Here is a 25,321-nt window from a genome sequence, read left to right on the forward strand (position 1 = left end):
AAACGCCCGCCAGGCGCCGCGCCCGGCGGGGCGGGGTGTCGCATCCGCGAGGCAGGATTGGCGGGTGGCGGAAATGACGGACGGGCCCGGCGCGGCCGACGCCGCGGGGGTGCCCGGCGCGGCGGACGCCGCGGGGGTGCCCGGCGCGGCCGGCGCGGCGAAGGCGCTCGCCGGGTTCGGCGCGGCCGGCGCGGCGGGGGCGCTCGCCGGGTTCGGCGCGGCGACGCGCGAGTGGTTCGGCGCGGCCTTCGCCGCACCCACCGCCGCCCAGGTCGGCGCCTGGCGATCCGTGGCGGCCGGCCGGAACGCGCTGGTCGTCGCCCCCACGGGCTCCGGCAAGACGCTCGCCGCGTTCCTCTGGTCGCTGGACCGGCTCGCCCAGGCACCGCCTCCGGCCGAGGCCCGGCAGCGGTGCCGGGTGCTCTACGTCAGCCCGCTCAAGGCCCTGGCCGTCGACGTCGAGCGCAACCTGCGCGCGCCCCTCGCCGGCATCCGGCAGGCCGCCAGCCGGCTGGGCGTCGCGCCACCGGACATCACCGTCGGGATGCGCACCGGGGACACCCCCGCCGACGAGCGGCGGGCCTTCGCGCGCACCCCGCCGGACATCCTCATCACCACGCCCGAGTCGCTGTTCCTGCTGCTCACCTCCGCCGCGCGGGACTCGCTGCGCGGCGTCGAGACGGTGATCGTCGACGAGGTCCACGCGGTGGCCGGGACGAAGCGCGGGGCCCACCTGGCGCTGTCCCTGGAGCGGCTCGACGAGCTGTTGCCCGCCCCGGCGCAGCGGATCGGCCTGTCCGCCACCGTCCGCCCGGTCGACGCCTGCGCCCGGTTCCTCGGCGGGGCCCGCCCGGTCGACGTGGTCCAGCCCGCCACCCCGAAGACGATCGAGGTCAGCGTCCAGGTCCCGGTGGAGGACATGACCCGCCTCGACGAGCAGGAGGCGCCCGGGGACGACCTCGACGGCCCCCGCCGGGCCTCGATCTGGCCGGCGGTCGAGGAGCGGGTCTTCTCGCTCGTCCGGGCCCACCGCTCGACCATCGTCTTCACCAACTCCCGGCGCGGCGCCGAGCGGCTGTGCGCCCGGCTCAACGAGCTGGCCGCCGAGGAGCTGGCCGGGGAGCGCCCCCCGGCCCCGGCCCGGCCGCCGGCCGAGGTGATGGCCCAGTCCGGCGCGACGGCCGGCGCGCCACCGGTGATCGCCCGCGCGCACCACGGCAGCGTGTCCCGGGAGGAGCGCCGGCACATCGAGGAGGCACTGAAGTCGGGGCAACTGCCCGCCGTGGTGGCCACCTCCAGCCTGGAGCTGGGCATCGACATGGGCGCGGTCGACCTGGTGGTGCAGATCGAGGCGCCGCCCAGCGTCGCCGCCGGTCTGCAACGCGTCGGGCGCGCCGGGCACCAGGTGGGCGCCGTCTCCCGGGGGGTGGTCTTCCCCAAGCACCGGGGCGACCTGCTCTCCTGCGCGGTCGTCGCCGAGCGGATGGCCGACGGCGCCATCGAGGAGCTGCGCCACCCGCGCAACCCGCTCGACGTGCTCGCCCAGCAGGTCGTCGCCATGGTCGCGCTGGAGCCGTGGCGGGTCGGCGACCTGGCCGCCGTGGTGCGCCGGGCCGCGCCGTTCGCCGAGCTGCCCGACTCCGCCCTGCACGCCGTGCTGGACATGCTCTCCGGCCGGTACCCGTCGACCGCGTTCGCCGAGCTGCGCCCCCGGCTGGTCTGGGACCGCGCCGCCGACGTGCTCACCGGCCGCCCCGGCGCCCAACGGCTCGCGGTGACCAGCGGCGGCACCATCCCCGACCGGGGCCTGTTCGGCGTCTTCCTGGCCGGCGCGGAGCGGGCCGCCCGGGTCGGCGAGCTGGACGAGGAGATGGTCTACGAGTCCCGGGTCGGCGACGTCTTCCTGCTCGGCTCGTCGTCGTGGCGGATCGAGGACATCACCCCCGACCGGGTGCTGGTGTCTCCCGCCCCCGGCCAGGCCGCCCGGATGCCGTTCTGGAAGGGCGACCAGCCCGGCCGGCCGGTGGAGCTGGGCCGGGCCATCGGCGCGCGGGTGCGCGGCCTGCTCCGCCAGGGCGACGAGGCGGCGGTCGCCGCGCTGCGCGCCGGCGGGCTGGACGACTGGGCCGCCGGCAACCTGATGGCGTACCTGCGGGAGCAGCAGGCCGCGACCCGGTCCCTGCCGGACGACCGGACGGTGGTGGTGGAGCGGTTCCGCGACGAGCTGGGCGACTGGCGGCTCGCCGTGCACTCGGTGCTCGGCGCCCGGGTGAACGCCCCCTGGGCGCTGGCGATCGGCCGGCGGCTCGCCGAGCGGTACGGCGTGGACGCCCAGGTGATGCCCTCCGACGACGGCATCGTGGTGCGGCTGCCGGACACCGCCGAGGAGCCGCCCGGCGCCGACGTGATCGCCTTCGACCCCGACGAGATCGCCCAGCTGGTCGAGGAGTCGGTCGGCACGTCCGCGCTGTTCGCCGCCCGGTTCCGCGAGTGCGCGGCCCGGTCCCTGCTGCTGCCCCGCCGCGACCCGCGCCGCCGCCAGCCGCTGTGGCAGCAGCGTCAGCGGGCCGCCCAACTGCTCGACGTCGCCCGCGAGTACGCCGACTTTCCGGTCACCCTGGAGGCCGCCCGGGAGTGCCTCCAGGACGTCTTCGACCAGCCCGCGCTCGCCGGCCTGATGCGCGACCTGGCCGCCCGTCGGGTGCGCCTGGTCGAGGTGGAGACCGACCGCCCGTCGCCGTTCGCCCGTTCGCTGCTGTTCGGGTACGTCGGCGCGTTCCTGTACGAGGGCGACGCGCCCCTCGCGGAGCGGCGGGCCGCCGCCCTGGCGCTGGACTCGGCACTGCTCGGCGAGCTGCTGGGCCGGGTCGACCTGCGCGAGCTGCTCGATCCGGCCGTGCTGGCCGAGACCGAGCGGCAGCTGCGCTGGCTCACCGAGCAGCGCCGCCCCCGCGACGCCGAGGACGTGATCGAGCTGCTGCGCACGCTCGGCGACCTGTCGGAGGCCGAGCTGGCCGAGCGCGGCGCGCCAGTCGGCTGGCTTACCGAACTGGAGGCCGCCCGGCGGGTGCTGCGGGTGCGCGTCGCCGGCGAGGAGCGCTGGGTCGTCGTGGAGGACGCCGCCCGGCTGCGTGACGCGCTCGGCGTGGCGCTGCCCGTCGGGGTGGCCGAGGCGTACCTGGCGCCGGTGGCCGACCCGCTCGGCGACCTGGTCGCCCGGTACGCCCGTACCCACGGCCCGTTCGCCGCCGCCACCTGCGCCGCCCGGTTCGGCCTCGGGGTGGCCGTCGTCGAGCAGGCGCTGCGCCGGCTCGCCGCCGCCGGGCGGGTCGTGTCCGGCGAGTTCGCCCCCGACACGGTGGGCGCCCAGTGGTGCGACGCCGAGGTGCTGCGGCTGCTGCGCCGCCGGTCCCTGGCCGCGCTGCGGCGGGAGATCGAGCCCGTGCCGCCCCGGGCCCTGGCGGCGTTCCTGCCCCGCTGGCAGCAGGTCGGCTCGTCGGCCCGGGGCGTGGAGGCGCTGGCCGCCGCCGTCGAGCAGTTGCAGGGCGCGGCCGTGCCGGCGTCCGCGCTGGAACGCCTCGTGCTGCCCGGCCGGGTCGCCGACTACTCCCCCGCCCAGCTCGACGAGCTGTGCGCCAGCGGCGAGGTGGTGTGGGCCGGGTCCGGGGCGATCTCCGGCGGGGACGGCTGGGTCACCCTCGCGTACGCGGACGCGGCGCCGCTGCTGCTTCCCCCGCCGGACGACGCGCTCGCCCGCACCCCGCTGCACGAGGCCGTGCTCGACGCGCTCGCCGACGGGCAGGCGCTGTTCTTCCGGTCGCTGTCCGACCGGGTCGCCTCGACCGACGACGCCGCCCTCGCCGCCGCGATCTGGGACCTCGTCTGGGCCGGCCACCTCACCAACGACACCCTCGCCCCGCTGCGCGCGGCGCTCGGCGGCGGCGGGGCGCACCGGTCCCGGCCGTCCGCGCCGCGTACCCGCTACCGCCGCCCCGGCCGCGTCGCGCTGCCCAGTCGCAGCGGCCCGCCCACCGTGGCCGGCCGCTGGTCCCGGCTGCCGGAGCGCGACCTCGACCCGACCCGGCGGGCCGCCGCGCTCGCCGACGTGCTGCTGGAGCGGCACGGGGTGGTGACCCGGGGCGCGGTCGCGGCCGAGCAGGTGAGCGGCGGGTTCGCCGCCGTCTACCCGGTGCTGTCCGCGCTGGAGGAGCGCGGCGCGGCCCGGCGCGGCTACTTCGTCGAGGGGCTGGGCGCGGCCCAGTTCGCGGTGCCTGGGGCGGTGGACCGCCTCCGCGCCCTCGCCGACCCCGCCGAGGGCGGCCGGGGCCGGGGCGCGGCGCCGGTGGTGCTCGCCGCCACCGACCCCGCCAACCCGTACGGGGCCGCGCTGCCCTGGCCGGAGCGGGCGGTCGACTCCGGCGACGGGGCCGCCCCAGCGAGCGGGCACCGGGCCGGCCGCAAGGCGGGTGCCCTGGTGGTGCTGGCCGGCGGCGACCTGGTGCTCTACGTCGAGCGGGGCGGGCGGACGATCCTGTCGTTCACCGCCGACCCCGACGCCCTCGCCGCGGCCGGCAAGGCCCTCGCCGACGCGGTGCACTCCGGCGCGCTCGGCGCGATGTCGGTGGAGCGGGCCGACGGGGAGGCGGTCGCCTCCTCGCCGCTGCGCGACGCGCTGACCGCCGCCGGCTTCCGGCCGACGCCCCGCGGCCTGCGCCTGCGCGGCTGACGGCCCGCCGGCGGCGTCGGCACCGCGCCGCCGGCGCGCCAGGCGGCCCGGCCCGCCTCGGTCAGCTCGACGTCGACGCGGCGGGCGTCTGGTGGGGCGGCCTGTTGTCGCTGGGCGCCCTGGTCCCGGCGGCCGGGCCAGGGCCCGCAGCGGGGCGCCGGCCGGGCGACTAGGGTGCCCGGCATGGGTGCCACCGCGTGGATCTCGTTGACGACGGACTACGGACTCACCGACGGGTTCGTGGCGGCCTGCCACGGGGTGATCGGCCGCATCGCGCCGGACGCGCGGGTGATCGACGTGACCCACCTGGTCCCGCCGGCCGACGTACGCCGGGGCGCGGCGGTGCTCGCCCAGGCCGTGCCGTACCTGCCGACGGGCGTACACGTCGCGGTGGTGGACCCCGGGGTCGGCACCAGCCGGCGCGGGATCGCCGTGGCCGCCCCGGGCGGCGTGCTGGTCGGGCCGGACAACGGGCTGCTGCTGGACGCCGCCGCCGCGCTGGGCGGGGTCACCGATGCCGTGGAGCTGACCAACCCGCGGTGGCTGGCGACGGAGGTGTCCCGCACCTTCCACGGCCGCGACGTGTTCGCCCCGGTGGCGGCCCGGCTGGCCCTCGGCGCGCCGCTGGCCGACGCCGGTCCGGCCGTCGACCCCGCCACGCTGGTCCGGCTCCCCGAGCCGGTGGTGCGGGCCACCGCCGACGGCTTCGCCGCCGAGGTGCTGACCGTCGACCACTTCGGCAACGTACAGCTCGCGGCGCCCGGGAGCCTGCTGGCGCCGCTGCCGGGCCGACTCTCGGCAGCGGGGCGGCCGGCGGCGCACGGGCGGACGTTCGGCGACGCGCCGCCCGGCGAGCTGGTCGTGTACGTCGACTCCGCCGGCCTGGTCGCCGTGGCGGTGAACGGAGGCCGGGCCGCAGACGTGCTCGCGGTGGCCCCGGGCGACCTCGTGCCGGTCACGGCGCTCGGCTGATCCTTCCGGCCGGTCCGGACCGGCCACCGGGCCGGGCTGCTGCCGTCCGGTTGATTGTGGAATGCTTGACCAGGTGGGTGATCAATGGGTTCCCTCGGCCTGCCCCTGTTGCCTCTACCTGACCGGCGGCGGCACATGCCCGGTATGTTTCTGGACTGACGACGGCCAGGGCGACGCCGACGCCGACGTGGTCCGGGGCGGCCCGAACGGCGACCTGAGCCTGTCCCACGCCCGGCTCAACTTCGCGATCTACGGCGCCAGCCACCCCCGCTACCAGGACATGGTGCGCCCGCCGCGCCCCGAGGAGCGCCCCTGACCCGGGCAGCCGGTCCACGTTCGGGGAGACAATGACGGGGTGCCCGAAGGCGACACCGTCTGGAACACCGCCCGCGTGCTGGAGCGCGCCCTCGGCGGGGCCCGGCTGACCGGCTCGGACTTCCGGGTGCCGCGGCTGGCCGCCACCGACCTGACGGGCTGGACGGTCCGGGCGTCGGCCAGCCGGGGCAAGCACCTGCTGCTCCGGCTGGCCGCTCCGGGACCGGTCGGCCCCGCCGGCGTCACCGACTGGACGCTGCACTCGCACCTGCGCATGGACGGCGCCTGGCGCGCGTACGCCCCGGGCGAGCGCTGGGCCGCCCGGCCGGCGCACCTGATCCGGGCGGTGCTGCGCACCGCCGGCGCGGTCGCCGTGGGCTACCACCTGCACGAGCTGGCCCTGGTGCCGACGGCCGAGGAGCACACGCTGGTCGGGCACCTCGGGCCGGACCTGCTCGGCGCCGACTGGGACCCGGCCGAGGTGGTCCGGCGGCTCGCCGCCCACCCCCGGGCGCCGATCGGTGAGGCACTGCTCGACCAGCGCAACCTGGCCGGCGTGGGCAACCTGTACAAGTGCGAGGTGCTCTTCCTGCGCGGGATCTCACCGTGGACCCCGGTCGGCGCGGTACCGGACCTGGCCGGCACGGTCGCCCTCGCGCAGAGACTGCTGGCCGCGAACCGGGGGCGGTGGGCGCAGAGCACCACGGGGTCGCTGCACCGCGGGCAGACCAGCTACGTGTACGGCCGGCGGGCGCAGCCGTGCCGCCGGTGCGGCACGGCGATCCGCAAGGAGGAGTTGGGCGATCGGGTGACCTACTGGTGCCCGGTCTGCCAACCCGCCCCGCCGTCCTGACCCGCCCTGCCCACCCGGCCCGCCCCCGGACCCGACCCTGACCGCCCGGCCCGCCCCGCCCCGGCGAGGCCACGCCCCCGGCCAGGCCCCGGCCCGACCTGACGAACTGCTGTCCGGCACGTCCGGACGCCCACGCGCGCTGTCCGTCGTGATGTCCTCGCCCGGGCCGCCGTCACCCCGCGTCACCGCTCGCCCGGCCGCAAGGACAAGTCGTAGCCACTTTGCTCTGCACCCATCCACGCAACAAGGACGCTGAGTAGTGGCGGCCGTGGCCGCCCACGGCAGGTCCACTGCAGTCGGACCTGGTCACGCCGGGGTTGCCTCGGCGGGTGCAGAGCAAAGGAGGCAAACAAGCTTCGCCCACCCCGCACGGTTGCCACCGTCCGTGACAATGCCGCCTACCGTTACGCCGGGTGCCGGCGTGGACCGGATCGCGGGACATCGAGAGCGGCTCGATTCGACACCGTGGGGCGGCGGGCGCAGCGACTGGGGCTGGCCTGGCGGCGTGGCCCGAAGCGGTGGCGTCGGACATCGGACACGAGCAGGTCCAGAATGGGACGATTGGGTAATTCCTAACCACCCGTCCGGCGTCGCATGCTGCGGTTGAGTGCTCACCGATCGTCGCAGCCCGCCGGGCGCGGCCGGCCGTTCCCACCTCGGACAGCGGCCGGAGCGCCCCGACCCGGGGGGAGGGCCATGGTCCTGTTCCGCAGACTGCGCTCCAGCTGGACGGAGCGTGTCCTCCGCGCCAGCCGGGAGGCGGTACCGACGGTGCCGACCGCCCGGACCGCCGGGGACGCCGCCCGGACCGCCGGGGACGCCGCCCGGACCGCCGGGGACGCCACCCGGACCGCCGGGGACGCCACCCGGACCGCCGGGGACGCCACCGACGCGGCGACCCTGGACCCGGCCGAGGTTCCGCGCTGCTTCGGCCCGGTGCCCAACTTCGCCAGCAGCCCGCTGCCCGTGCCGGACGGGCGGGGCGGGGTCGTCCCCGGCACCGGCATCCGCAAGTTCGTCGACGCGCTCCCGCTGCCCGGCGAGGCCGGCCGCACCGACCTCGGCGGGTACCTGCCGGTGGCGGTGCCGGACACGATCACCTGGCCGGGCTGCGACTACTACGAGATCGGCCTCCAGGAGTACGCCCAGCGCCTGCACCGGGACCTGCCGGCGACCCGGCTACGCGGCTACCGGCAGCTCAATCTCGGCACCGACGACTCCGGGCACAACACCGTGCGCCCGCCGGAACGGCCGTACCACCTGGGACCGGTGATCATGGCCCGGCGCGGGCGGCCGGTGCGGATCAAGTTCATCAACCAGCTGCCCACCGGCCGGGCGGGCGACCTGTTCCTACCGGTCGACCCGACCGTGGACGGGGCCGGCACCGGCCCGCTGGACGGCCCGGCGCCGTACCCGCAGAACCGGGCGGTCCTGCACCTGTACGGCGGGCAGACCGGCTGGACGAGCGCCGGCAGCCCCTGGCAGTGGGTCACCCCGCCGCAGGAGATCACCCCGTACCCGGCGGGGGTGGGGCTGACCCACGTCCCGGACATGCCGCGTCCGGGGCCCGGAGCGACCACGCTGTACTACCCGAACGAGCAGAGCGGCCGGCTGATGTGGCTGCACGACAACACGCTCGGCCTGTCCCGGCTGACCGTCCACTCCGGTCAGCTCGCGCTCTACCTGCTCACCGACCCGGCCGAGGAACAGCTCGTCGCCGACGGGGTGCTCCCCGCCGAGCAGCTGCCGCTGGTCGTCGAGGACAAGACGTTCGTGCCGGACGACACCCAGCTCGCCGCCCAGGACCCGACCTGGGACCGGGACCGGTGGGGAGCCCTCGGCAGCCTGTGGCACCCGCACGTGTACCAGCCGCGGCAGAACCCGTACCGGCCGGCGGGCACCAACCCGACCGGCCGCTGGGACTACGGCCCGTGGGCGCGTGCCCCGCTGACCGACGAGGCGGTGGCGGGACCCACCCCGGTGCCGAACCCGTACCACGACCCGGTCGCCGCGCCCGACGAGCCGCCGCTGCGGCCGGGCGTGCCGCACCCGTCGGCGGTGCCCGAGGCGTACGGGGACACGCCGCTGGTCAACGGCGTCGCGTACCCGTACCTGACGGTGGCGCCGAAGGCGTACCGGTTCCGGATCCTGAACGCCTGCGCGGACCGCAGCCTCAACCTCCAGCTCTACCGGGCCCGCTCCGACGGGCCGATGTGGGATCCGGACGGCGGGCTGCGCGACGCCGACGCGGGCGAGGTGCCCATGGTGGACGCCGTCCGCTCCCCCGACCGGCCCCCCGGCTGGCCGGCCGACGGCCGGGACGGCGGGGTGCCCGACCCCCGCGCCGCCGGGCCGGCGTTCGTGCAGGTGGGCAACGAGTGCGGGCTGCTGCCGGCGCCCGTGGTGCTGCCGAGCCGCCCGGTGGGCTACCGGTACGACCGGCAGGACCCGACCGTGCTCAACGTCGACGGGCACGCCCTGCTGCTCGCCCCCGGTGAGCGGGCCGACGTGGTCGTCGACTTCTCGGCCGTGCCGCCCGGGGCCACGCTCATCCTGTACAACGACTGTCCCGCCCCGCTGCCCCGCTTCGACACCCGGTACGACCAGCACACCGGGGCGCCGGACCGCACCGGCGTCGGCGGGTTGCCCGGCACGCTGCCCGGGTACGGGCCGAACACCCGCACTTTGCTGCAGTTCCGGGTCGCCGGCGAGCCGGCCGAGCCGTACGACGTGGACCGGCTCGCCGAGCGGCTGCCCGGCGCGTACGCGGCCAGCCAGCGCCCGCCGATCGTGCCCCAGCCGGCGTACGACCGGGCGTTCGGCACCCGCACGGCCCGGGAGACGCTGGTGCCGGCGCACGCCACGACGGTCACCTTCACCCCGGCCGGGGCGACCGCCCCGGTGACCCTGCCGCTGCACGTCAAGGCGGTGCAGCAGGTCTTCGAGCCGGCGTACGGGCGGGTCGCCGGCCGGCTCGGCGTCGCCCACCCGCACGCGGGGCCCCTCGGCCCGGCCACGCTGCCGCTCGGCCCGGTCGACCCGGCCACCGAGACCCTGGTGGTCGCCGACGAGTCGGTGCCGGTCGGCGCGCCGGCCGACGGCACGCAGCTCTGGCGGATCAGCGGCAACGCCCGGCAGACCCACCCGGTGCACGTGGGCGGCTGCGACGTGCAGGTGGTCAACCGGGTCGGCTGGGACGGCCGCATCCGCCCGCCGGAGCCGAACGAGCTGGGCTGGAAGGAGACGGTCCGGGTCAACCCCCGGGAGGACGTGATCGTCGCGCTGCGGCCCGTCGCGCCCGTCCTGCCGTTCAAGCTCGGCGACAACGTCCGGCTGCTGGACCCGACCCGGCCGGCCGGCGCCCGGATCGGCTCGACCACGGTGAGCCCCGTCGACGGTCGGCCCGCGTCGGTGGTCAACCAGCTGGTCAACATGGGGTGGGAGTACCGCTGGCACAGCCAGCTCGGCGGCCACCGGGACCAGGGCATGAGCCGGCCGCTGGTGCTGCGGGTCGCCCCGAAGGCCCCGACCGGGCTGACCGCCACGCCCGTACCCGGCTCGGCGACCGTCCTGCCGGCCATCGCGCTGACCTGGACCGGCGGCGGCGGACGCCCGCCGGCGGCCAGCCACCTGCTGCAACGGGCCACCGACCCCGCGTTCACCGAGGGGGTCACCACGATCACCGTGGCCGCCGCGGCGACCCGCCACACCGACGCGAGCGTCACCCCCGGGGTGACGTACCACTATCGGATCCGGGCGGAGAACGAGGTGGGCTGCTCCGCCTGGTCCAACGGGGTGCCCGCGGCGGTGCGGCTGGCCGCACCGCACGGGTTGGCCGCCGTGATCCCGCCGACCGCGCCGCTGCGGGTGGGGCTGCGCTGGGCCAACCGCTCCTTCGCCACCGGCGTGGACGTGCAGCGGGCCACCAACCCGACGTTCACCAGCGGACCGGCCACCACCGCCGTCGGGGTGCACGAGCAGCACCTGGACGCCGTGGTCGCGCCGGACACCACGTACTACTACCGGGTGCGCACGACGTACCTGGGGGCGGCGTCACCGTGGTCGACAGTCGCCTCCGTGACCACCCCGCCCCGGCCGGCCCCGCCGACGGCCCTGGCCGCCACGGCGGGCGCACCCGGCCCGGACACCGCGACCGTGGCGCTGACGTGGGCGGCGGACGCCCCGGGCGGCCCCGGCTCCGGGTTCGTGGTGCAGCGCGCCCTCGACCCGGCGTTCGCCCGGGAGGTCGCCACGTTCACGGTGCGCGGGCGCGGGTTCACCAACACCGGGCTGGTCCGAGGCGTGACGTACCACTACCGGGTACGGGCGTTCAACGTCGTCGGCACCTCGGCGTACGGGCGGGCGGTGACCGTGACCACCCCGGACTGAGCGGAGTGCCGGTGACCGCGGCGGGCGACTTCAGCGGGTGGGCGCGCGCAGCGGATCCCCGACGGCGCGCAGCTCGGCCAGCGCCGAGGCCACCCCGTGCAGCAGGTCGGTGGCCTCCGCGAGCCGGGTCGCGGCGACGTGCTCGCCGCTGGGGCGGGCGTCCTCGGCCAGGTACCCGGCGGCGGCGACCACCAGCCGCTCGTACGCGGCCACCCCGCCCTCCAGTTGGGCGGCCAGCTCGCGGTGCGCCTCGGCGAGGGGGGCGCGGGCGTCGGCCGGGGCGAGCCGCAGGGCCCGCTCGACGCTGGCCACGCGCTCGGCCAGCTCGCGCAGGGACCGGTCGGCGTCGGTGGCCTCCCGCACGGCCGGCTCGGCCGGCCCGCCCAGCCGGCCGGCCATCCCGCCGAGGGTGAGGGCGGCCCGGTCCAGCCGGGCCCACGGCTCGGCCGCGCCGGTGCCGCGCAGGGCCAGCCGGGACCGGGCCCGGCGTACCTCGGCCAGCACCCCGGGGCCGGCCGGGAGCCGCTCGACGGCGGCGACGAGGCGGGCCCGGGACCGGGCGGCGGCCTCGGCCGGGTCCAGCGCCGGGGGCGCGGGGCGGGCGGCGAGGGCGCGCAGGTCCACCCAGCGCCAGGCGGCCAGCACCAGAGTGCTGCCCGCGGCGCCGGCCCAGGCCGCGTCCGGCAGCCCGAGCCCCGCGTACGGGGTCAGCACCGCGGCCGTGCCGGTCAACCCGCCCGCGAGGACGCTCCACCGACGGGCGGAGCGCCGCAGCCGGCGCAGCCGACGGAAGTGTCGTGCCCGCTCGTCCGCCACCCCTGCCTCCTGTCTGCGGCCGCTCAGCCGGCGGCGCTGGTGTCCCCGGTCGGGCGCTCCTGGCCCAGGCTGGCCCGGAGCTGGTCGAGCCGGGCCGCGGCGGCCGGGTCGGCGGCCGGCGCGGGCTGGCCCTGCGGCACGGCCGGGCGGTCCTGCCGGCCGGCGAGCTGCTCGCCGGCCATGCTCGCCCGGATCTGCTCCAGCCGGGACGAGCCGGCCGAGTCCAGGGCCGCCTTCTGGATCTCCAGCATCCGGCCCTCGACGGAGTTGCCGGCCAGCTCGGCCCGGCCCATCGCGGTGGCGTAGCGCTTCTCGATCCGGTCCCGCACCTCGTCGAGCGAGGGGGTGGTGCCGGGGGCGGTGAGCGCCGACATCGACTCCAGCGAGCGGGCCACGCTCTCCTGCATCTTGGCCTGCTCCAGCTGGCTGAGCAGCTTGGTGCGCTCGGCCAGCTTCTGCTGGAGGATCATCGAGTTGTTCTCCACGGCCCGGCGGGCCTGGGCGGCGGCGCCGAGCGCCTGGTCGTGCAGGGTCTTCAGGTCCTCGGCGGCCTGCTCGGCGGCGACGAGCTGGGTGGCCAGCACCTGGGCCGACTGCTCGTACCGGCCGGCCTCCGCCTCGTCGCCCCGGGCCCGGGCCTGGTCGGCGAGGACCAGGGCCTGCCGGGCGTTGCCCTGGAGCCGCTCGACCTCGGACATCTGGCGGGACAGCTTCATCTCCAGCTGGCGCTGGTTGCCGATCACGGCCGCCGCCTGCTGGACGAGGGTCTGGTGCTGGCGCTGCGCCTCCTCGATGGCCTGCTGGATCTGGACCTTCGGGTCGGCGTGCTCGTCGATCCGGGCCCCGAACAGCGCCATCAGGTATTTCCAGCCCTTGACGAACGGGTTCGCCATCTCCGCGGTATCCCCTCAGCTAGTCGCGCCGCCCCCGATGCCGGGCGGTCCGGCGGGCGGTCGCGCGGCAGTGATCCCATCGTCGCAGCCGGGCGCCACTCCGGCGTCCGTACGCCGCGCGGCGCCGAGCGCCATCGTCTGATCAACAGTACGCGGCCCGGAAGACCCCGGCCACGGCCTCGTACGCCGGCCGGCGCGGGTCGGGAGGGGGAACGCGGCGACCGTCAGGCGGCGCAGACGACGTCGCGGTCGCTGGGCCGGACCCGCTTGCTGCGCAGGGTGGCCTTCAGCGTCGATTCCTGGTGCACGGTGACCACCGGGCCGTTGCCGGAGGTGACCTGGCGGACGCCCCGGTTGGCCGGCTTGGGCACGGCCGCGCGGGCGACGGGGCCCGACGCGGCGGACTCCGCCGGCTCGCCCTGCACCGGCACCAGCACCCCGGGCATCTGCTCGGCGAGCGCGACCGTGTCGCTGACCTCGCGCAGCAGCTCGGAGAGGCGGGCGCCGAGGGCGTCGCAGATGGCGGCCAGCAGCTCGCTGGAGGGCTCCTTCTGGCCGCGCTCGATCTCGGACAGGTAGCCCAGGCTGACGTTCGCCGCGGAGGAGACCTCGCGCAGGGTGCGCTGCTGCCCCTGCCGGCGCGCCCGCAATGCGTCACCGATCACCCGGCGTAGCAGGACCATCGCACCTCCCCTGACGGGTCTCACCTCTCCGCCGCCGCCGTCGCGCCGGGCGCGGCGGACCGCGCCGGTCGACGTCACGCGTCGGAACCTTCCCGCAACCGTACCCGTTGCCGGGCTTCGTGACATCCCACCCCGCCCGCCCTTCTGGCCGGGCCCGCTCAGCGCCGTCCCGTCCCGGCCGGCTCCGCGCCGCCCTCGGCGGCCGCCCCGGGGCCGGGCGCCGGCAGAGCATCCGCGGCGCCGATCCGCTCGGTGAGCAGTCGGAACGCCTCGATCACCGCCGCGGAGCGGATGTGGTCCCGGCCGCCGTCGAGGTCGAGCCGGCGGACCTCGGCGCCGCCCGGCCCGGCCACGGCGACGTAGACCAGCCCGACGGGCTTGCCGTCCTGCGGCTGCGGCCCCGCCACCCCCGTGGTGGCCAGCCCCCAGTCCGCGCCGCAGCGCCGCCGCCCACCCTCGGCCAGGGCGAGCGCCACGTCCGGGTCGACCGGCCCGCGGTCGGCCAGCAGGTCCGCCGGTACGCCGGCCAGCTCCGACTTCAGCTCGGTGGCGTAGACGACCAGGCCGCCCCGGTAGACGCCGCTCACCCCGGCGATCTCCACCACCGCGGCCGAGAGCAGGCCGCCGGTGAGCGACTCCACGGTGGCCAGCGTCTCGCGCCGCTCGGCGAGGGTGTGCACCACCCCGGCGGCCGGGTTGCCGACCGGCCGCCGCCCGTTCGCGTCCGTCTCCGTGTCCATGCCGCGATCCCTTCCCCGCGCCCGCGGGCCCTACTCATCCTGCCGGCGAGATCACGGCCTGCGGCGGAGGCGGAGGGCCTGGGCGACGTAGTCGAAGCCGGTGACGACCGTCACGGCCACCGCGGCGGCCATGATCCAGGGGCCCACGACGGCCAGGGCGGCCGGCATCGGCCACAGGTACCAGGCGATGGCCAGGATCTGCAGCGCCGTCTTGACCTTCCCGCCCCGGCTGGCGGCGATCACCCCGTGCCGGATCACCCAGAACCGCAGGGCCGTGATGCCCAGCTCGCGGACGAGGATCACCGCCGTCACCCACCAGGGCAGCCGGTCGTACCAGGACAGCAGCAGCAGGGCGGCGCCGGTGAGCGCCTTGTCGGCGATCGGATCGGCGACCTTGCCGACGGAGGTCACCAGGCCGAACCGGCGGGCGATCCAACCGTCGACGAGGTCGGTGGCCGACGCCACCGCGAAGATCAGGCAGGCGGCGGTCCGCCAGCCGGCGTGGGTCATCGCGGAGACGACCACCGAGGCCGCGAAGACCGGTACGAGCACCAGCCGCAGCAGGGTCAGCGCGTTGGCCGCGTTGAGCACCGGCACCTGGGCGGCCACCGGGGCCGGCGTCGGCTCCGCCGCCCCGGTCACGCCCGTGCCCTCGTCGGCCCGCCGTGGCGAACCTGGCACCGCACCACGCGCTTCCCCCGCCCGCTCAGAGCCCACCGTCACCGCGTCGCGCCGGACGCGGCCGAGATCATCTCATCCGGGACCGCGATCAGATCCACCCCTTCGGTGGCGGTGACCGTGGCGCGGACCAGATCGCCGGGGCGCAGCGCGGCCAGATCCACCCCGCCGCCGGCCGGGGCGACCAGGGTCGTCGAGCCGTCGACCTCGGGGGCCTGGTGGGCCGCCCGCCCCTCGACCACGCCGTCGTCGACCGTGTCGACCAGCACCTCGACCGTCGAGCCGAGCCGCTCCTCGGCCCGCTGCGAGCACAGCTCGTCGGCGAGCGCGCTGACCTTGTCGTACCGGCGCTTGACGGTGGCGGCGGATACCTTGCCGGGCAGGTCGGCCGCCTCGGTGCCGTCCTCGTCGCTGTAGTCGAACACGCCGATCGCGTCGAGTCGGGCCTCGGTGAGGAAGCGGACCAGCTCGTCGACGTCGGCGCGGGTCTCGCCGGGGAAACCGACGATGAAGTTGCTCCGCGCGCCGGCCTCCGGGGCGAGGGCGCGGGCGGAGTCCAGCAGCTCCAGGAAGCGGTCCGTGGAGCCGAAGCGGCGCATCCGGCGCAGCACCGCCTCGCTGGAGTGCTGGAACGACAGGTCGAAGTACGGCGCGACGCCGGGCGTGGTGGCGATCACCTCGACCAGGCCGGGCCGCGTCTCGGCCGGCTGGAGGTAGCTGGCCCGCACCCGGACGATGCCGTCGATCGCGGCGAGCTGGGGCAGCAGCTTCTCCAGCGCCCGGGGGTCGCCCAGGTCCTTGCCGTACGAGGTGGAGTTCTCGCTGACCAGCACCAGCTCACGGACGCCGGTCTTGGCCAGCCACTCCGCCTCGGCGAGCAGCTCGTCCGGCGTACGGGAGACGAAGGCGCCGCGGAAGGCGGGGATCGCGCAGAAGGAGCAGCGCCGGTCGCAGCCGCTGGCCAGCTTGAGCGACGCCACCGGGCCGGTGTCGAGCCGGCGCCGCAGCACCTGACGCAGGTGGGCGGGGGTGTGCTCGTCGGCCTCGGCGGCCGGCCGCGCGGTGCCGTGGCCGGGCAGCGACACGGCGCTGTCCCGACGGGCGACCGGCGTCAGCGGCAGCAGCTCCCGCCGGTCGCGCGGGGTGTGCGCGACGAACGCCTCGCCGGCGGCGACGGCGCCCAGCCGGGCCGAGATGTCCGGGTAGTCGTCGAAGCTCAGCACGGCCTGCGCCTCGGGCAGGCTGTCGGCCAGCTCCCGGCCGTAGCGCTCGGCCATGCAGCCGGCGGCGACCACCTTGGCGCCGGTGTCGGCGGCGGCGAGCAGCGTCTGGATCGAGTCCTGCTTGGCCTTCTCCACGAACCCGCAGGTGTTGACGACCACCACGTCGGCGCCCTCGCCGTCGGTGGTCACCTGCCAGCCGTCGGCGTGCAGCCGCGCGGCCAGCTCCTCCGAGTCGACCTCGTTACGGGCGCAGCCCAGGGTCAGCAGGGCGACGCGGCGGCCGCCGGCGGCGGGCGACGGCTCCAGGTCGCGGCGCGGCGCCAGACGCGCCGAGCTGGAGTTGTCGGAAGCGGGGGTGGCAGACACCCTCCGAGGGTACCGGGCGCGGCGGCGGCATCCCGCAACGGCGGTGGCGGCGTCACCCGCCGCGCCCGCGCGCCGCCGCCCGCCGGACAGGCGGTCGGCCGGGTCGGGGCGGCGGCGGTCAGCAGCGGCCGAACGGTCGCCGGGTCGGGGCCGCGGCGGTCGGGGCCGCGCGCCGCTACGCACGGCCAGGCGGGCATCGGGTCCGGGGCCGCGGCGGTCAGCGCCGGGCGGCGGCGACCCGGACCAGGCGGTCGAGCAGGAAGACCTCCGTGCCGGCCAGGCCGGTGGAGCAGAAGACCGACACCTGGTCGGCCCGGGTACGGCCGGGGACCGCGCCGGCCAGCACCGCGCCCAGGTCGCGCAGCCGGTCGGCGTACGGCGGCAGCGCGGCGAGCATCGGCGGGTCGTACGCGGCGGCCTGGGCCGGCGAGTCGGTGACCAGGACCTCCGCCCGGTCCAGCAGGTCGGGGCCGAACTCGTGCCGGTCGACCTGCTTGAAGCCGACGGCGTTGACGTGCGCGCCCGGGGCGAGGTCGGCGGCCGCCAGCACCGGCGTGGGGCTGGTGGTGGCGAGCACCACGACGTCGCGGCCGGCCGCGGCGGCCCGCGCGGTGTCCACGGCCCGGGCCGGCACGCCCAGCTCGGCGCGGACCCGGGCGGCGAACGCCTCCCGTCGGGCGGCCGAGCGGCTGTGCACGGTCACCTCCCGCAGCGGGCGCACCGCCGCGGCGGCCCAGACCTGCGTCCACGCCTGGGCGCCGGAGCCGATCACGCCGAGCGTCGCCGCGTCGGGGCGGGCCAGGGCCGCCAGGGCCACGCCGCCCAGCCCGCCGGTGCGCCGGGAGCCCAGTTCCTCGCCGACGGCGACCGCCCGCACCGCGCCGGTCCGCCCGTCGTGCAGGACGACCAGCTGCTCGGCGTCCGGGCGCCCGAACGTGTCGTACGAGCGGTAGCCGTACCACTCGCCGGTGAGGTGCCCGGCGGTGAGGACCATCCGGCCCCCGCCCAGCGCGGCGGACGCCCGGGGCGGCGCGACCAGGCGGCCGGCGTGGGCGGCCAGCAGGGCGTCACGCATCGCCTCGACGGTGGTGGCGGCGTCCAGGGCGGCGGCGACGTCCCGGTCGGAGATGAGCAACGTCATGACGGCAATACTGCTACTTGAAGTGAACTTCACGTCAACGCCGGGTGGCCGGCCTCACCGGCGTCGCCGACCGGGTCCCACCGGTGCCGCCCGAGCGCACGGCCATCCGGCCCAGGCGCCCCGGGGTGCCGCTCGGCGCTATGTCGCCGACATGGCGCCTTCCTGCCCGCCCGGACCCCACCATGTCGGCGACATGCAGGGTGCCGCGGCCGCCGGATCCGGCAACCGCGCCGTGCTACCGTCGCCGGCGGTGGCCCGAGGCGCTCGGCGAGCGGTCGGCGGGTCGCCCCGGACGAGGGTGGGCGTACCCGGTCAGGCCAAGACGCCCGCGTGGACAGCGGTTCCCACTCGCCCGGCCCCGGCGGTCCGGGCGCTCACGCAGAGGTGACGTCATGGCCTGGATCGTGCTGGTGGTCTCCGGACTCCTCGAAACCGCCTGGGCGGTCGCCCTCGACCGCAGCGCCGGGTTCACCCGGCCGCTCCCCTCGGCCGTCTTCGCGGTCACCCTTGTCGCCAGCATGGCCGGCCTGGCGTACGCGTTGCGCGAGATCCCGGTCGGCACGGGATACGCGGTGTGGGTGGGCATCGGCGCGGTCGGCACCGCCGGAGTCGGCATGCTGGCGCTGCACGAGCCCGCCAGCCTGCCCCGGATCGCCTGCCTGCTGCTGGTCGTGGCGGGCGTCATCGGGTTGAAGGTCTTCCACTGATGCTCCCGGTCGGGCGGTATGCGTAGTCGCCGACGGTAATGGGTAGAGAGCGGCCGAACGCACCGTCGAGGCTCTCACCACGGAGGACGTCATGGCCGACATGCACAGCACCGCCCGTCCGCGCGGCAACGCCGCCCGGATCTGCACCATCCTCGGTTTCGTCTTCGCCGTCGTGGCGGTGTTCCTGGCGCCGGTGCTCTTCGGGATCGTCGGCGTCGTCCTCGGCATCGTCGGCGCGGTCATGGGCGACAAGCCGCTCGGCTGGTACGCCGCCGCCGCGAGCGTCGTCGGCGCGATCATCGGCATCGTCCTGACCGCCGCGATCCTCAACTCCTGACCCCGACCCCACCCGCGAGGCCCGCCGGAGCACCGGCGGGCCTCGTCGCGTACGAAGGTGCGTCAGTCCTCGCCGCCGTGCAGGCCGGCCAGGACCTCCTCCAACTCGTCCGGCTTGACCAGCACGTCGCGGGCCTTGGAGCCCTCGGACGGGCCGACCACCCCCCGGGTCTCCATCAGGTCCATCAGCCGGCCCGCCTTGGCGAAGCCGACCCGCAGCTTGCGCTGGAGCATCGAGGTCGAGCCGAACTGCGAGGTGACCACCAGCTCCACCGCCTGCACGAGCAGGTCGAGGTCGTCGCCGATGTCCTCGTCGATCTTCTTCTTGCCGTCGTTGGCCGGGGCGAGCACGTCCGGGCGGAACTCCGGCTCGCGCTGGTCCTTGCAGAACTTCACCACGTCGGCGATCTCGCGCTCGGTCACCCAGGCGCCCTGGATACGGATCGGCTTCGACGCGCCCATCGGCAGGAAGAGGCCGTCGCCCCGGCCGAGCAGCTTCTCCGCGCCCGGCTGGTCGAGGATGACCCGCGAGTCGGCCAGCGACGAGGTGGCGAACGCCAGCCGGGACGGCACGTTGGCCTTGATCAGGCCGGTGACCACGTCGACCGAGGGCCGCTGGGTGGCCAGCACCAGGTGGATGCCGGCGGCCCGGGCGAGCTGCGTGATCCGGACGACCGAGTCCTCCACGTCGCGCGGGGCGACCATCATCAGGTCGGCCAGCTCGTCCACGATCACCAGCAGGTACGGGTACGGCCGCATCTCCCGCTCGCTGCCCGGCGGGGCCTTGATCTCGCCGTTGCGCACCTTGCGGTTGAAGTCGTCGATGTGCCGGACCCCGTTGGCGGCGAGGTCGTCGTAGCGCATGTCCATCTCGCGGACGACCCACTCCAGCGAGTCGGCCGCCTTCTTGGCGTTGGTCACGATCGGGGTGACCAGGTGCGGGATGCCCTCGTACGACGTCATCTCGACCCGCTTCGGGTCGATCAGCAGCAGCCGCACCTCGTCCGGGGTGGCCCGGGTGAGGATCGACACCAGCAGGGTGTTGAGGCAGCTCGACTTGCCGGCGCCGGTGGCCCCCGCGATGAGGATGTGCGGCATCTTCGCGAGGTTGGCCACCACGAAGCCGCCCTCGATGTCCTTGCCGAGGGCGACCAGCATCGGATGGTGGTCGCCGGTGGCCGCCCGGGAGCGCAGCACGTCGCCGAGCGCCACGTTCTCCGGGTCGGTGTTCGGGATCTCCACGCCGACCGCGCTCTTGCCCGGGATCGGGCTGAGGATCCGTACGTCCGGCGACTTCACGGCGTACGCGATGTTGCGGGAGAGTTGGGTGATCCGCTCGACCTTGACGCCCGGGCCCAGCTCGACCTCGTACCGGGTCACCGTCGGGCCCCGGGTGAAGCCGGTGACCTCGGCGTCCACCCCGAACTGGTCGAACACGCCGGTGAGCGCGGCGATGATCTCGTCGTTGGCCTTGCTCCGGGTCTTCGGGGCGGCGCCGCTGCCGAGCATGTTGGCCGGCGGCAGCGTGTAGTCGCCGGACAGCCCGGTGAGCGCCAACTGCTCGGCCCGGGTGGGCGCGGGCGAGTGCTCCGGCGGCTCGACGGGCTTGCGGGTGGCGGGCACCTTCGCCGGGGCCTTGCGGGGCAGCACCACGGTTTCCTGCAGGTCGACGCCGTCGTACCCCGCGTCGAAGTCGTCGGGGTCGGGCAGCGGCGGCGCGGCGCGCCTGGCCGGGCGGCGGCGGGCCGGCTTCTCGGCCGGCGCGGCCTCCTCGGCGGCCGGCGACGGGCCGACCACGGCGCCGGCCAGCAGCCCGAGCCGCTCGGGGATCTTGTTGATCGGGGTGGCGGTGACCACGAGCAGGCCGAAGACCAGCAACAGGATCAGCAGCGGCACGGCCACCCAGGCGGTGACCGCGGCCTCCAGCAGGTTGCCCACGCCCGCGCCGATCAGGCCCCCGGCGTAGTCGCGCTGGACCGCGTCGACCGGGTTCTGCCCGATGTGCAGCATCGCCGCGGTGGCGACCAGCATGGACCCCCAGCCGACCACGCCCCGCCCCCGGTGCTCGGGGTCGCCCGGGGTGCGCATCAGCCGCCACGCGCCGATCGACAGCAGCACCGGCACCACGACGGAGATCGCGCCGAGGAAGAGCCGGACGGTGTCCGCGAGCCGGGCCCCGACCGGGCCGGCGCCGGAGAACCAGATGCCCACCGCGCTGAGGATGGCCAGGCCGAGCAGCAGCAGGCCGGCGCCGTCGCGGCGGTGCTCCGGGTCGAGGTCGCGGGCGGAGGCGGCCTGCCGGCCGGCGGCGCGGACGGCCCACCCGACGCCGTGCGCGAGCCCCATCCACACCGCGCCGACCGCGCGGCCGACCCCGAAGGCCGGGCCGGGCCGGGCGGCGGCGGTGCGCCGCCGGGGGGCGGCCTTCGTGGTCTTCTTCGCAGGCTGACGGGCGCGGCTGTTCGTGGTACCGCGCGGCGACGCGCCGCGCCGCCGGCTCGCCTGAGAGGTACGGCCCGCCATAGAGTCACCGTAACGGCGGGAACCGCCGGATCGTCGCTTTCCGGGTCGTGTCCGCGTGTCGCAGCACGGATGACGCCGCCGGTTGTGTTATTCGCCTCAGAAGGGATGCCCGATGGCGTCGCCCGGTTTCGTGGACGGATCGGACGCTCCCCTGGCCGGGCACCCGCGCGCGCTGCGGCCGTTGACCGGCGAGCTGATCGCCGCCGTGCTGGACACCCGGGGGTACGCCGTCTCCGTGGACGAACAGGGGCGGCTGCTGGGCCGCTGGGAGGACGCGCTCATCTGGTTCCTGCGCCTCGGCGAGGCCGGCGAGATCCTGCAGGTCCGCACGGTGGCCGCGCCGACCTTCCCGATCGAGTTCGTCCCCACCCTGCACGCCTTCTGCAACGCGTGGAACCACGACCGGTACTGGCCGAAGGCGTTCGTGCACGTCGACGACGACGGGCGGGCGCTGGTGTGCGGCGAGGTGATCGCCGACCTGGAGCGCGGCGTTACCCCGCACCAGCTCGACCAACTGCTCGACTGCGGCATCTCGACCGGCTGCCAGCTCGCCGCCGCCGTCGGCCAACTGGCGGGCGGGGCGCGGCCGTGACGGCAGCGCCGGGGCAGTCACGCGGGCGGGCCGGGCGGGCCCGGGGCGGCCGGGAACCGGCCGACGACCTCGCCGCCGCCGGGGACCTGCCCGACGGCCAGCCGCGCGTCGTCGAGCTGGAACGGATCGCCTCCGCCGCGGACGCGGCCGGCGACGTCCGGTCCGGGTTGGCCGCCCGGCTCGCGCTGCTCGACGCGTACCTGCGGCAGGGCGCGCGGTGGCGGCTGTTCGAGCCGCTGCGCCGCTGCCGGGAGCTGCTCGACCGGGCGCCCGAGCTGGCCGGCGAGCGGGGCGGGGAGCTGCGTCGCTACCAGCGCCTGGCGGTCGAGGCGGTCTTCGCCACCCCCCGCGTCGGGCTGGACCAGGCACGCTCCACGCTGGACGACCTGGCACACGCCGGGACGGGCGGCACACCGAGGCCGGGCGACGGCTCTCCCGGGCCCGGCCCGGCCGGCCGTCGGGAGCCCGGTGCGGACGACCTCCGGACGCCCGGCGGGGCCGGCTTCCGGGAGCCCGGCGGGGCCGGCTTCCGGGAGCCCGCCGGGAACGGCTTCCGGGAGCCCGCCGGGAACGGCTTCCCGGAGCCCGCCGGGAACGGCTTCCCGGAGCCCGCCGGGAACGGCTTCCCGGAGCCCGCCGGGAACGGCTTCCGGGAGCCCGCCGGGAACGGCTTCCGGGAGCCCGCCGGGAACGGCTTCCGGGAGCCCGCCGGGAACGGCTTCCGGGAGCCCGCCGGGGACGGCTTCCGGGAGCCCGGCGCGGACGGCCGGGCCGGGGAGGCCGGCGGCCTGGTGGCCGAGCTGCGCTGCCGGCTGGCCGACCACCTGGGCGACGAGCCGGCCGCCCGCCGCTGGTACGAACGCTGGCGCGCCGCCCCGGCCGACCCGGCCGCCGGCTGTCCGGGCTGCGCCCCGTCCCGCCGCGCCGAGCTGCTGGCCGGCTGGGGCGAGTGGGCCGCCGCGCTGGCCGAGCTGCGCCCGATGCTCGGAGAGCCGGGCGGGCCGGGCGGGTTTGGCGGGGCCGGCGACTCCGCCGATTCGGGCGGGGCCGGCGGCCCGGGCGGGACTGGCGGCTCGGGCGGGACCGGCGGCTCGGACTGGTCCCGCGACTCCGCCGATTCGGGCGGGGCCGGCGGGGCCGACCCCGGTGCGGCGTACTGCACCGACCAGCCCGAGCGGGCGCTGGCCGGGGCGCTGCTGCCGCTGCTGCGGGCCGGGGAGCCGGAGCGGGCCGCCCGGGCGCACGTCGCGGCGTACCGCCGGCACCGGCGGGAGCGGAACGCCTTCCCGTACCTCGCCGCGCACCTGCGGTTCTGCGCGCTGGGCGGGCACCTGGACCGGGGGCTGGACATCCTGGCCGAGCAGTTGCCCCGGCTCGACCAGCCGTCCGACGACCTCGCGGCGATGGAGTTCGCCGCCGCGGGGGCGCTGCTCTGCGCGCTGGCCGCCGAGGCGGGCCGGGGCAGCCGGCGGATCCGCCGTCCCGCCCGCGCCGGCCGGCCGGCCGAGGACGTCGAGGTGGCCCGGCTGGGTGGGCTCCTGGCCGAGGTGGCGACCGGCCTCGCCGGCAGCTTCGACGCCCGTAACGGCACGGGTCACCAGTCCGGCCGGATCGCCGCCTGGCTGGCCGAGCGGCCGGCCGGCGACCCGGTCCCGCTGCCGCCGGACCCCGACGACGACCCCCACGTCCTGGACGGCACCGACGGGCTGCACGCTGCCAAGGCCGACGCCGGGGTCACTGGGCCCGACGCCGGCACACGCGACGGGTCGGCCGTCGGCGGGGGCGACGGGCGCGACGCCGACGGGGCCGACGAGCTGGACGCCGACGGGGCCGACACGCGCGACGCCGACGGGGCCGACACGCGCGACGCCGACGGGGCCGACACGCGCGACGCCGACGGGGCCGACGGGCTGGCCGCCGACGAGCTGGGCGCGCTGACCGTCGCCATGATCACCGCCGCGCTGGACCGGCGCGGCGACGCCTGGGCGGTGCGGGGCGGCGTCGTGGTCGGCCGGTGGGGGCCGGCGGTGGTCGAGTTCCGGCGGGCCGGCGAGCGGGGCGACATCCTGCACGCCCGGGTGCTGGCCACCCGGCGGCTGCCGGCGGGGCGGCGCGCCGAGGCGTACGCGTTCTGCAACGCCTGGAACCACGACCGGCTGCTGCCGAAGGCGTACGTGCACGACCCCGGCTTCGGCGAGTTGGTGCTGGCCGGCGACGTGACCACCGACCTGGCCCACGGGGTGGCCCCGGCGCAGCTCGACGTCCTGGTCACCGCGACCGTCGCCACCGGCGTCGCGTACGCCGAGGCGGTCGCCGCCCTCCCCTGACCGGCCCCGGAACACCGACGCCGGCCCGCCTGACGCTCGGGGGTGGGGAACGCCGTGACCGGCTCCGGGCGGTCACGCTTGATCCCTGCGCCCGTCACGGCGGGGCCCACCCGGTCCGTCGTGCGAGTTGTCCGCCCGGATGCGCGGGCTGCGTCGTCCGCGCCTTCTGAGGTGCGCTGCGGGGCGCCCGGGTCAAGATCCGCACATCCGTTTCACCCCGTACATCCGTTTCACCCCGCACGTCCGTTTCGCTCCGCGCGTCCGCTTCAAGATCCGCGCACTTTCATGGAAACTGTTGCTTCCTCACCTTTTCGAGGCCACAACTTCCTGGAAGTTGTCCGGATCTTGCCCGTCCGCCCACGCCCCGATGCGTGATGTGTCCGGTTTCGGGTGTGGCCGGGGGCGCTGACGGGGCGGAATCGGGGCCGGGGTGGGGGCGTTGAACACCGGTGCACGACCGAGGAAGACACCCCGCGAGTTGGGGTGGCCCGGGCCCGGAATGATGGCGGGCCGCCGGTCGTTGTAGATGGTCCCGGCGCCGAGACGAGGCGATCCTTTCCGCCCCGCGGGCCGGTGGCCGAACGACTTTCCCGACACGGCCTTCCCCCTTTTTCTTGGTTTCGAGCGCCTGACGAGTGCTCGCGCGCACCTGACCCCGTCCCCCTGATGGGTGGTGTGCGTCGATCCCCCGAATGGAGCTTTGATCATGATGATCACGATGCTGCGTAAGAGCGTTCTCGGTATCGCCGGTCTCGCGTTCGCCGGTGGCCTCGCCGCCGGCCCCCTGCACGCCACCGCCGCGCACGCCGCCCCGACACACGCGAAGCCTGTTGCCGTGGCCGTGCAGGCCGACAAGCCGGGTGTGGACAGCGCGAAGCTGATCCCGCACGGGGTGCAGGGCGCGCAGTCCCACATCACCCTGAATGACGAGCAGGTGGCGAACGCGAAGGCGATCATCGCCGCGACGAAGAAGGCCGGCCTGCCCGAGCGGGCCGCCGTCATCTCGATCGCCACCAGCCTCCAGGAGTCGAAGCTGGAGAA

At 76.7% G+C, this 25,321-nt stretch carries 16 protein-coding genes, 2 pseudogenes and 1 riboswitch; of the genes and pseudogenes, 10 read left to right on the forward strand and 8 right to left on the reverse strand.

The window, feature by feature from the left end; translation table 11 throughout:
- The first annotated feature begins 73 nt into the window (after positions 1–73).
- The 5 genes from ACGFIZ_RS09820 (at position 74) to ACGFIZ_RS09840 (ending at position 11,255) form a co-directional block, all read left to right on the forward strand.
- Positions 74–4,726, forward strand: coding sequence for an ATP-dependent helicase (locus ACGFIZ_RS09820; RefSeq protein ID WP_393417648.1), 4,653 nt, complete (start codon positions 74–76; stop codon positions 4,724–4,726).
- Positions 4,727–4,909: 183 nt separating this feature from the next.
- A complete protein-coding gene (locus ACGFIZ_RS09825; protein WP_393417591.1) occupies positions 4,910–5,698 on the forward strand; it encodes an S-adenosyl-l-methionine hydroxide adenosyltransferase family protein in 789 nt (262 codons plus the stop codon).
- A 73-nt stretch (positions 5,699–5,771) separates the two neighbouring features.
- Positions 5,772–6,014 carry a CPCC family cysteine-rich protein gene (locus ACGFIZ_RS09830; protein ID WP_393417593.1) on the forward strand — a complete coding sequence of 81 codons (243 nt, stop codon included), beginning with the start codon at positions 5,772–5,774 and terminating at the stop codon, positions 6,012–6,014.
- Positions 6,015–6,053: 39 nt separating this feature from the next.
- Positions 6,054–6,866, forward strand: a complete 813-nt coding sequence (locus ACGFIZ_RS09835; RefSeq protein ID WP_393417595.1) for a zinc finger domain-containing protein — start codon at positions 6,054–6,056, stop codon at positions 6,864–6,866.
- A 594-nt stretch (positions 6,867–7,460) separates the two neighbouring features.
- Positions 7,461–11,255 carry a multicopper oxidase domain-containing protein gene (locus ACGFIZ_RS09840; RefSeq protein WP_393417597.1) on the forward strand — a complete coding sequence of 1,265 codons (3,795 nt, stop codon included), beginning with the start codon at positions 7,461–7,463 and terminating at the stop codon, positions 11,253–11,255.
- Between the two features lie 30 nt (positions 11,256–11,285).
- Here ACGFIZ_RS09840 and ACGFIZ_RS09845 read toward each other — a convergent pair whose 3' ends face one another.
- The 7 genes from ACGFIZ_RS09845 to ACGFIZ_RS09875 all read right to left on the reverse strand — a co-directional run bounded on the left by ACGFIZ_RS09845 (position 11,286) and on the right by ACGFIZ_RS09875 (position 17,795).
- Positions 11,286–12,071 carry a hypothetical protein gene (locus ACGFIZ_RS09845; RefSeq protein WP_393417599.1) on the reverse strand — a complete coding sequence of 262 codons (786 nt, stop codon included), beginning with the start codon at positions 12,069–12,071 and terminating at the stop codon, positions 11,286–11,288.
- A gap of 23 nt (positions 12,072–12,094) precedes the next feature.
- Positions 12,095–12,964, reverse strand: coding sequence for a PspA/IM30 family protein (locus ACGFIZ_RS09850; RefSeq protein WP_393417601.1), 870 nt, complete (start codon positions 12,962–12,964; stop codon positions 12,095–12,097).
- 224 nt (positions 12,965–13,188) lie between these two features.
- Entirely contained in the window at positions 13,189–13,647 is a 459-nt protein-coding gene (locus ACGFIZ_RS09855) for a helix-turn-helix transcriptional regulator (RefSeq protein WP_347667914.1), read from the reverse strand.
- Between the two features lie 158 nt (positions 13,648–13,805).
- Complete coding sequence (locus ACGFIZ_RS09860; protein ID WP_393417603.1) at positions 13,806–14,387, reverse strand: CinA family protein; 582 nt, start codon at positions 14,385–14,387, stop codon at positions 13,806–13,808.
- Positions 14,388–14,438: 51 nt separating this feature from the next.
- Complete coding sequence (gene pgsA, locus ACGFIZ_RS09865; RefSeq protein WP_393417650.1) at positions 14,439–15,029, reverse strand: CDP-diacylglycerol--glycerol-3-phosphate 3-phosphatidyltransferase; 591 nt, start codon at positions 15,027–15,029, stop codon at positions 14,439–14,441.
- Positions 15,030–15,106: 77 nt separating this feature from the next.
- Entirely contained in the window at positions 15,107–16,594 is a 1,488-nt protein-coding gene (rimO, locus tag ACGFIZ_RS09870; RefSeq protein ID WP_393417652.1) for a 30S ribosomal protein S12 methylthiotransferase RimO, read from the reverse strand.
- Between the two features lie 277 nt (positions 16,595–16,871).
- Positions 16,872–17,795, reverse strand: a complete 924-nt coding sequence (locus ACGFIZ_RS09875; protein WP_393417605.1) for an ornithine cyclodeaminase family protein — start codon at positions 17,793–17,795, stop codon at positions 16,872–16,874.
- A gap of 267 nt (positions 17,796–18,062) precedes the next feature.
- A riboswitch (guanidine-III (ykkC-III) riboswitch) is annotated at positions 18,063–18,127 on the forward strand.
- A 60-nt stretch (positions 18,128–18,187) separates the two neighbouring features.
- Here ACGFIZ_RS09875 and ACGFIZ_RS09880 point away from each other — a divergent pair.
- Together ACGFIZ_RS09880 and ACGFIZ_RS09885 are read left to right on the forward strand one after the other, a co-directional pair.
- Positions 18,188–18,502, forward strand: coding sequence for an SMR family transporter (locus ACGFIZ_RS09880; protein WP_347667917.1), 315 nt, complete (start codon positions 18,188–18,190; stop codon positions 18,500–18,502).
- A gap of 91 nt (positions 18,503–18,593) precedes the next feature.
- Entirely contained in the window at positions 18,594–18,839 is a 246-nt protein-coding gene (locus ACGFIZ_RS09885; protein ID WP_393417607.1) for a hypothetical protein, read from the forward strand.
- 62 nt (positions 18,840–18,901) lie between these two features.
- Here ACGFIZ_RS09885 and ACGFIZ_RS09890 read toward each other — a convergent pair whose 3' ends face one another.
- Positions 18,902–21,361, reverse strand: coding sequence for a DNA translocase FtsK 4TM domain-containing protein (locus tag ACGFIZ_RS09890; RefSeq protein WP_393417609.1), 2,460 nt, complete (start codon positions 21,359–21,361; stop codon positions 18,902–18,904).
- 112 nt (positions 21,362–21,473) lie between these two features.
- Here ACGFIZ_RS09890 and ACGFIZ_RS09895 point away from each other — a divergent pair, with 112 nt between their 5' ends.
- From ACGFIZ_RS09895 to ACGFIZ_RS09905, 3 genes and pseudogenes are all read left to right on the forward strand, one after another.
- Complete coding sequence (locus ACGFIZ_RS09895) at positions 21,474–21,953, forward strand: YbjN domain-containing protein (protein WP_393417610.1); 480 nt, start codon at positions 21,474–21,476, stop codon at positions 21,951–21,953.
- 791 nt (positions 21,954–22,744) lie between these two features.
- Positions 22,745–24,280: pseudogene (locus ACGFIZ_RS09900) on the forward strand (YbjN domain-containing protein); the annotation flags it as partial.
- A gap of 709 nt (positions 24,281–24,989) precedes the next feature.
- Positions 24,990–25,321: pseudogene (locus tag ACGFIZ_RS09905) on the forward strand (hypothetical protein); the annotation flags it as partial.

The organism is Micromonospora sp. NPDC048830, assembly GCF_043198215.1.
GTDB lineage: Bacteria > Actinomycetota > Actinomycetes > Mycobacteriales > Micromonosporaceae > Micromonospora.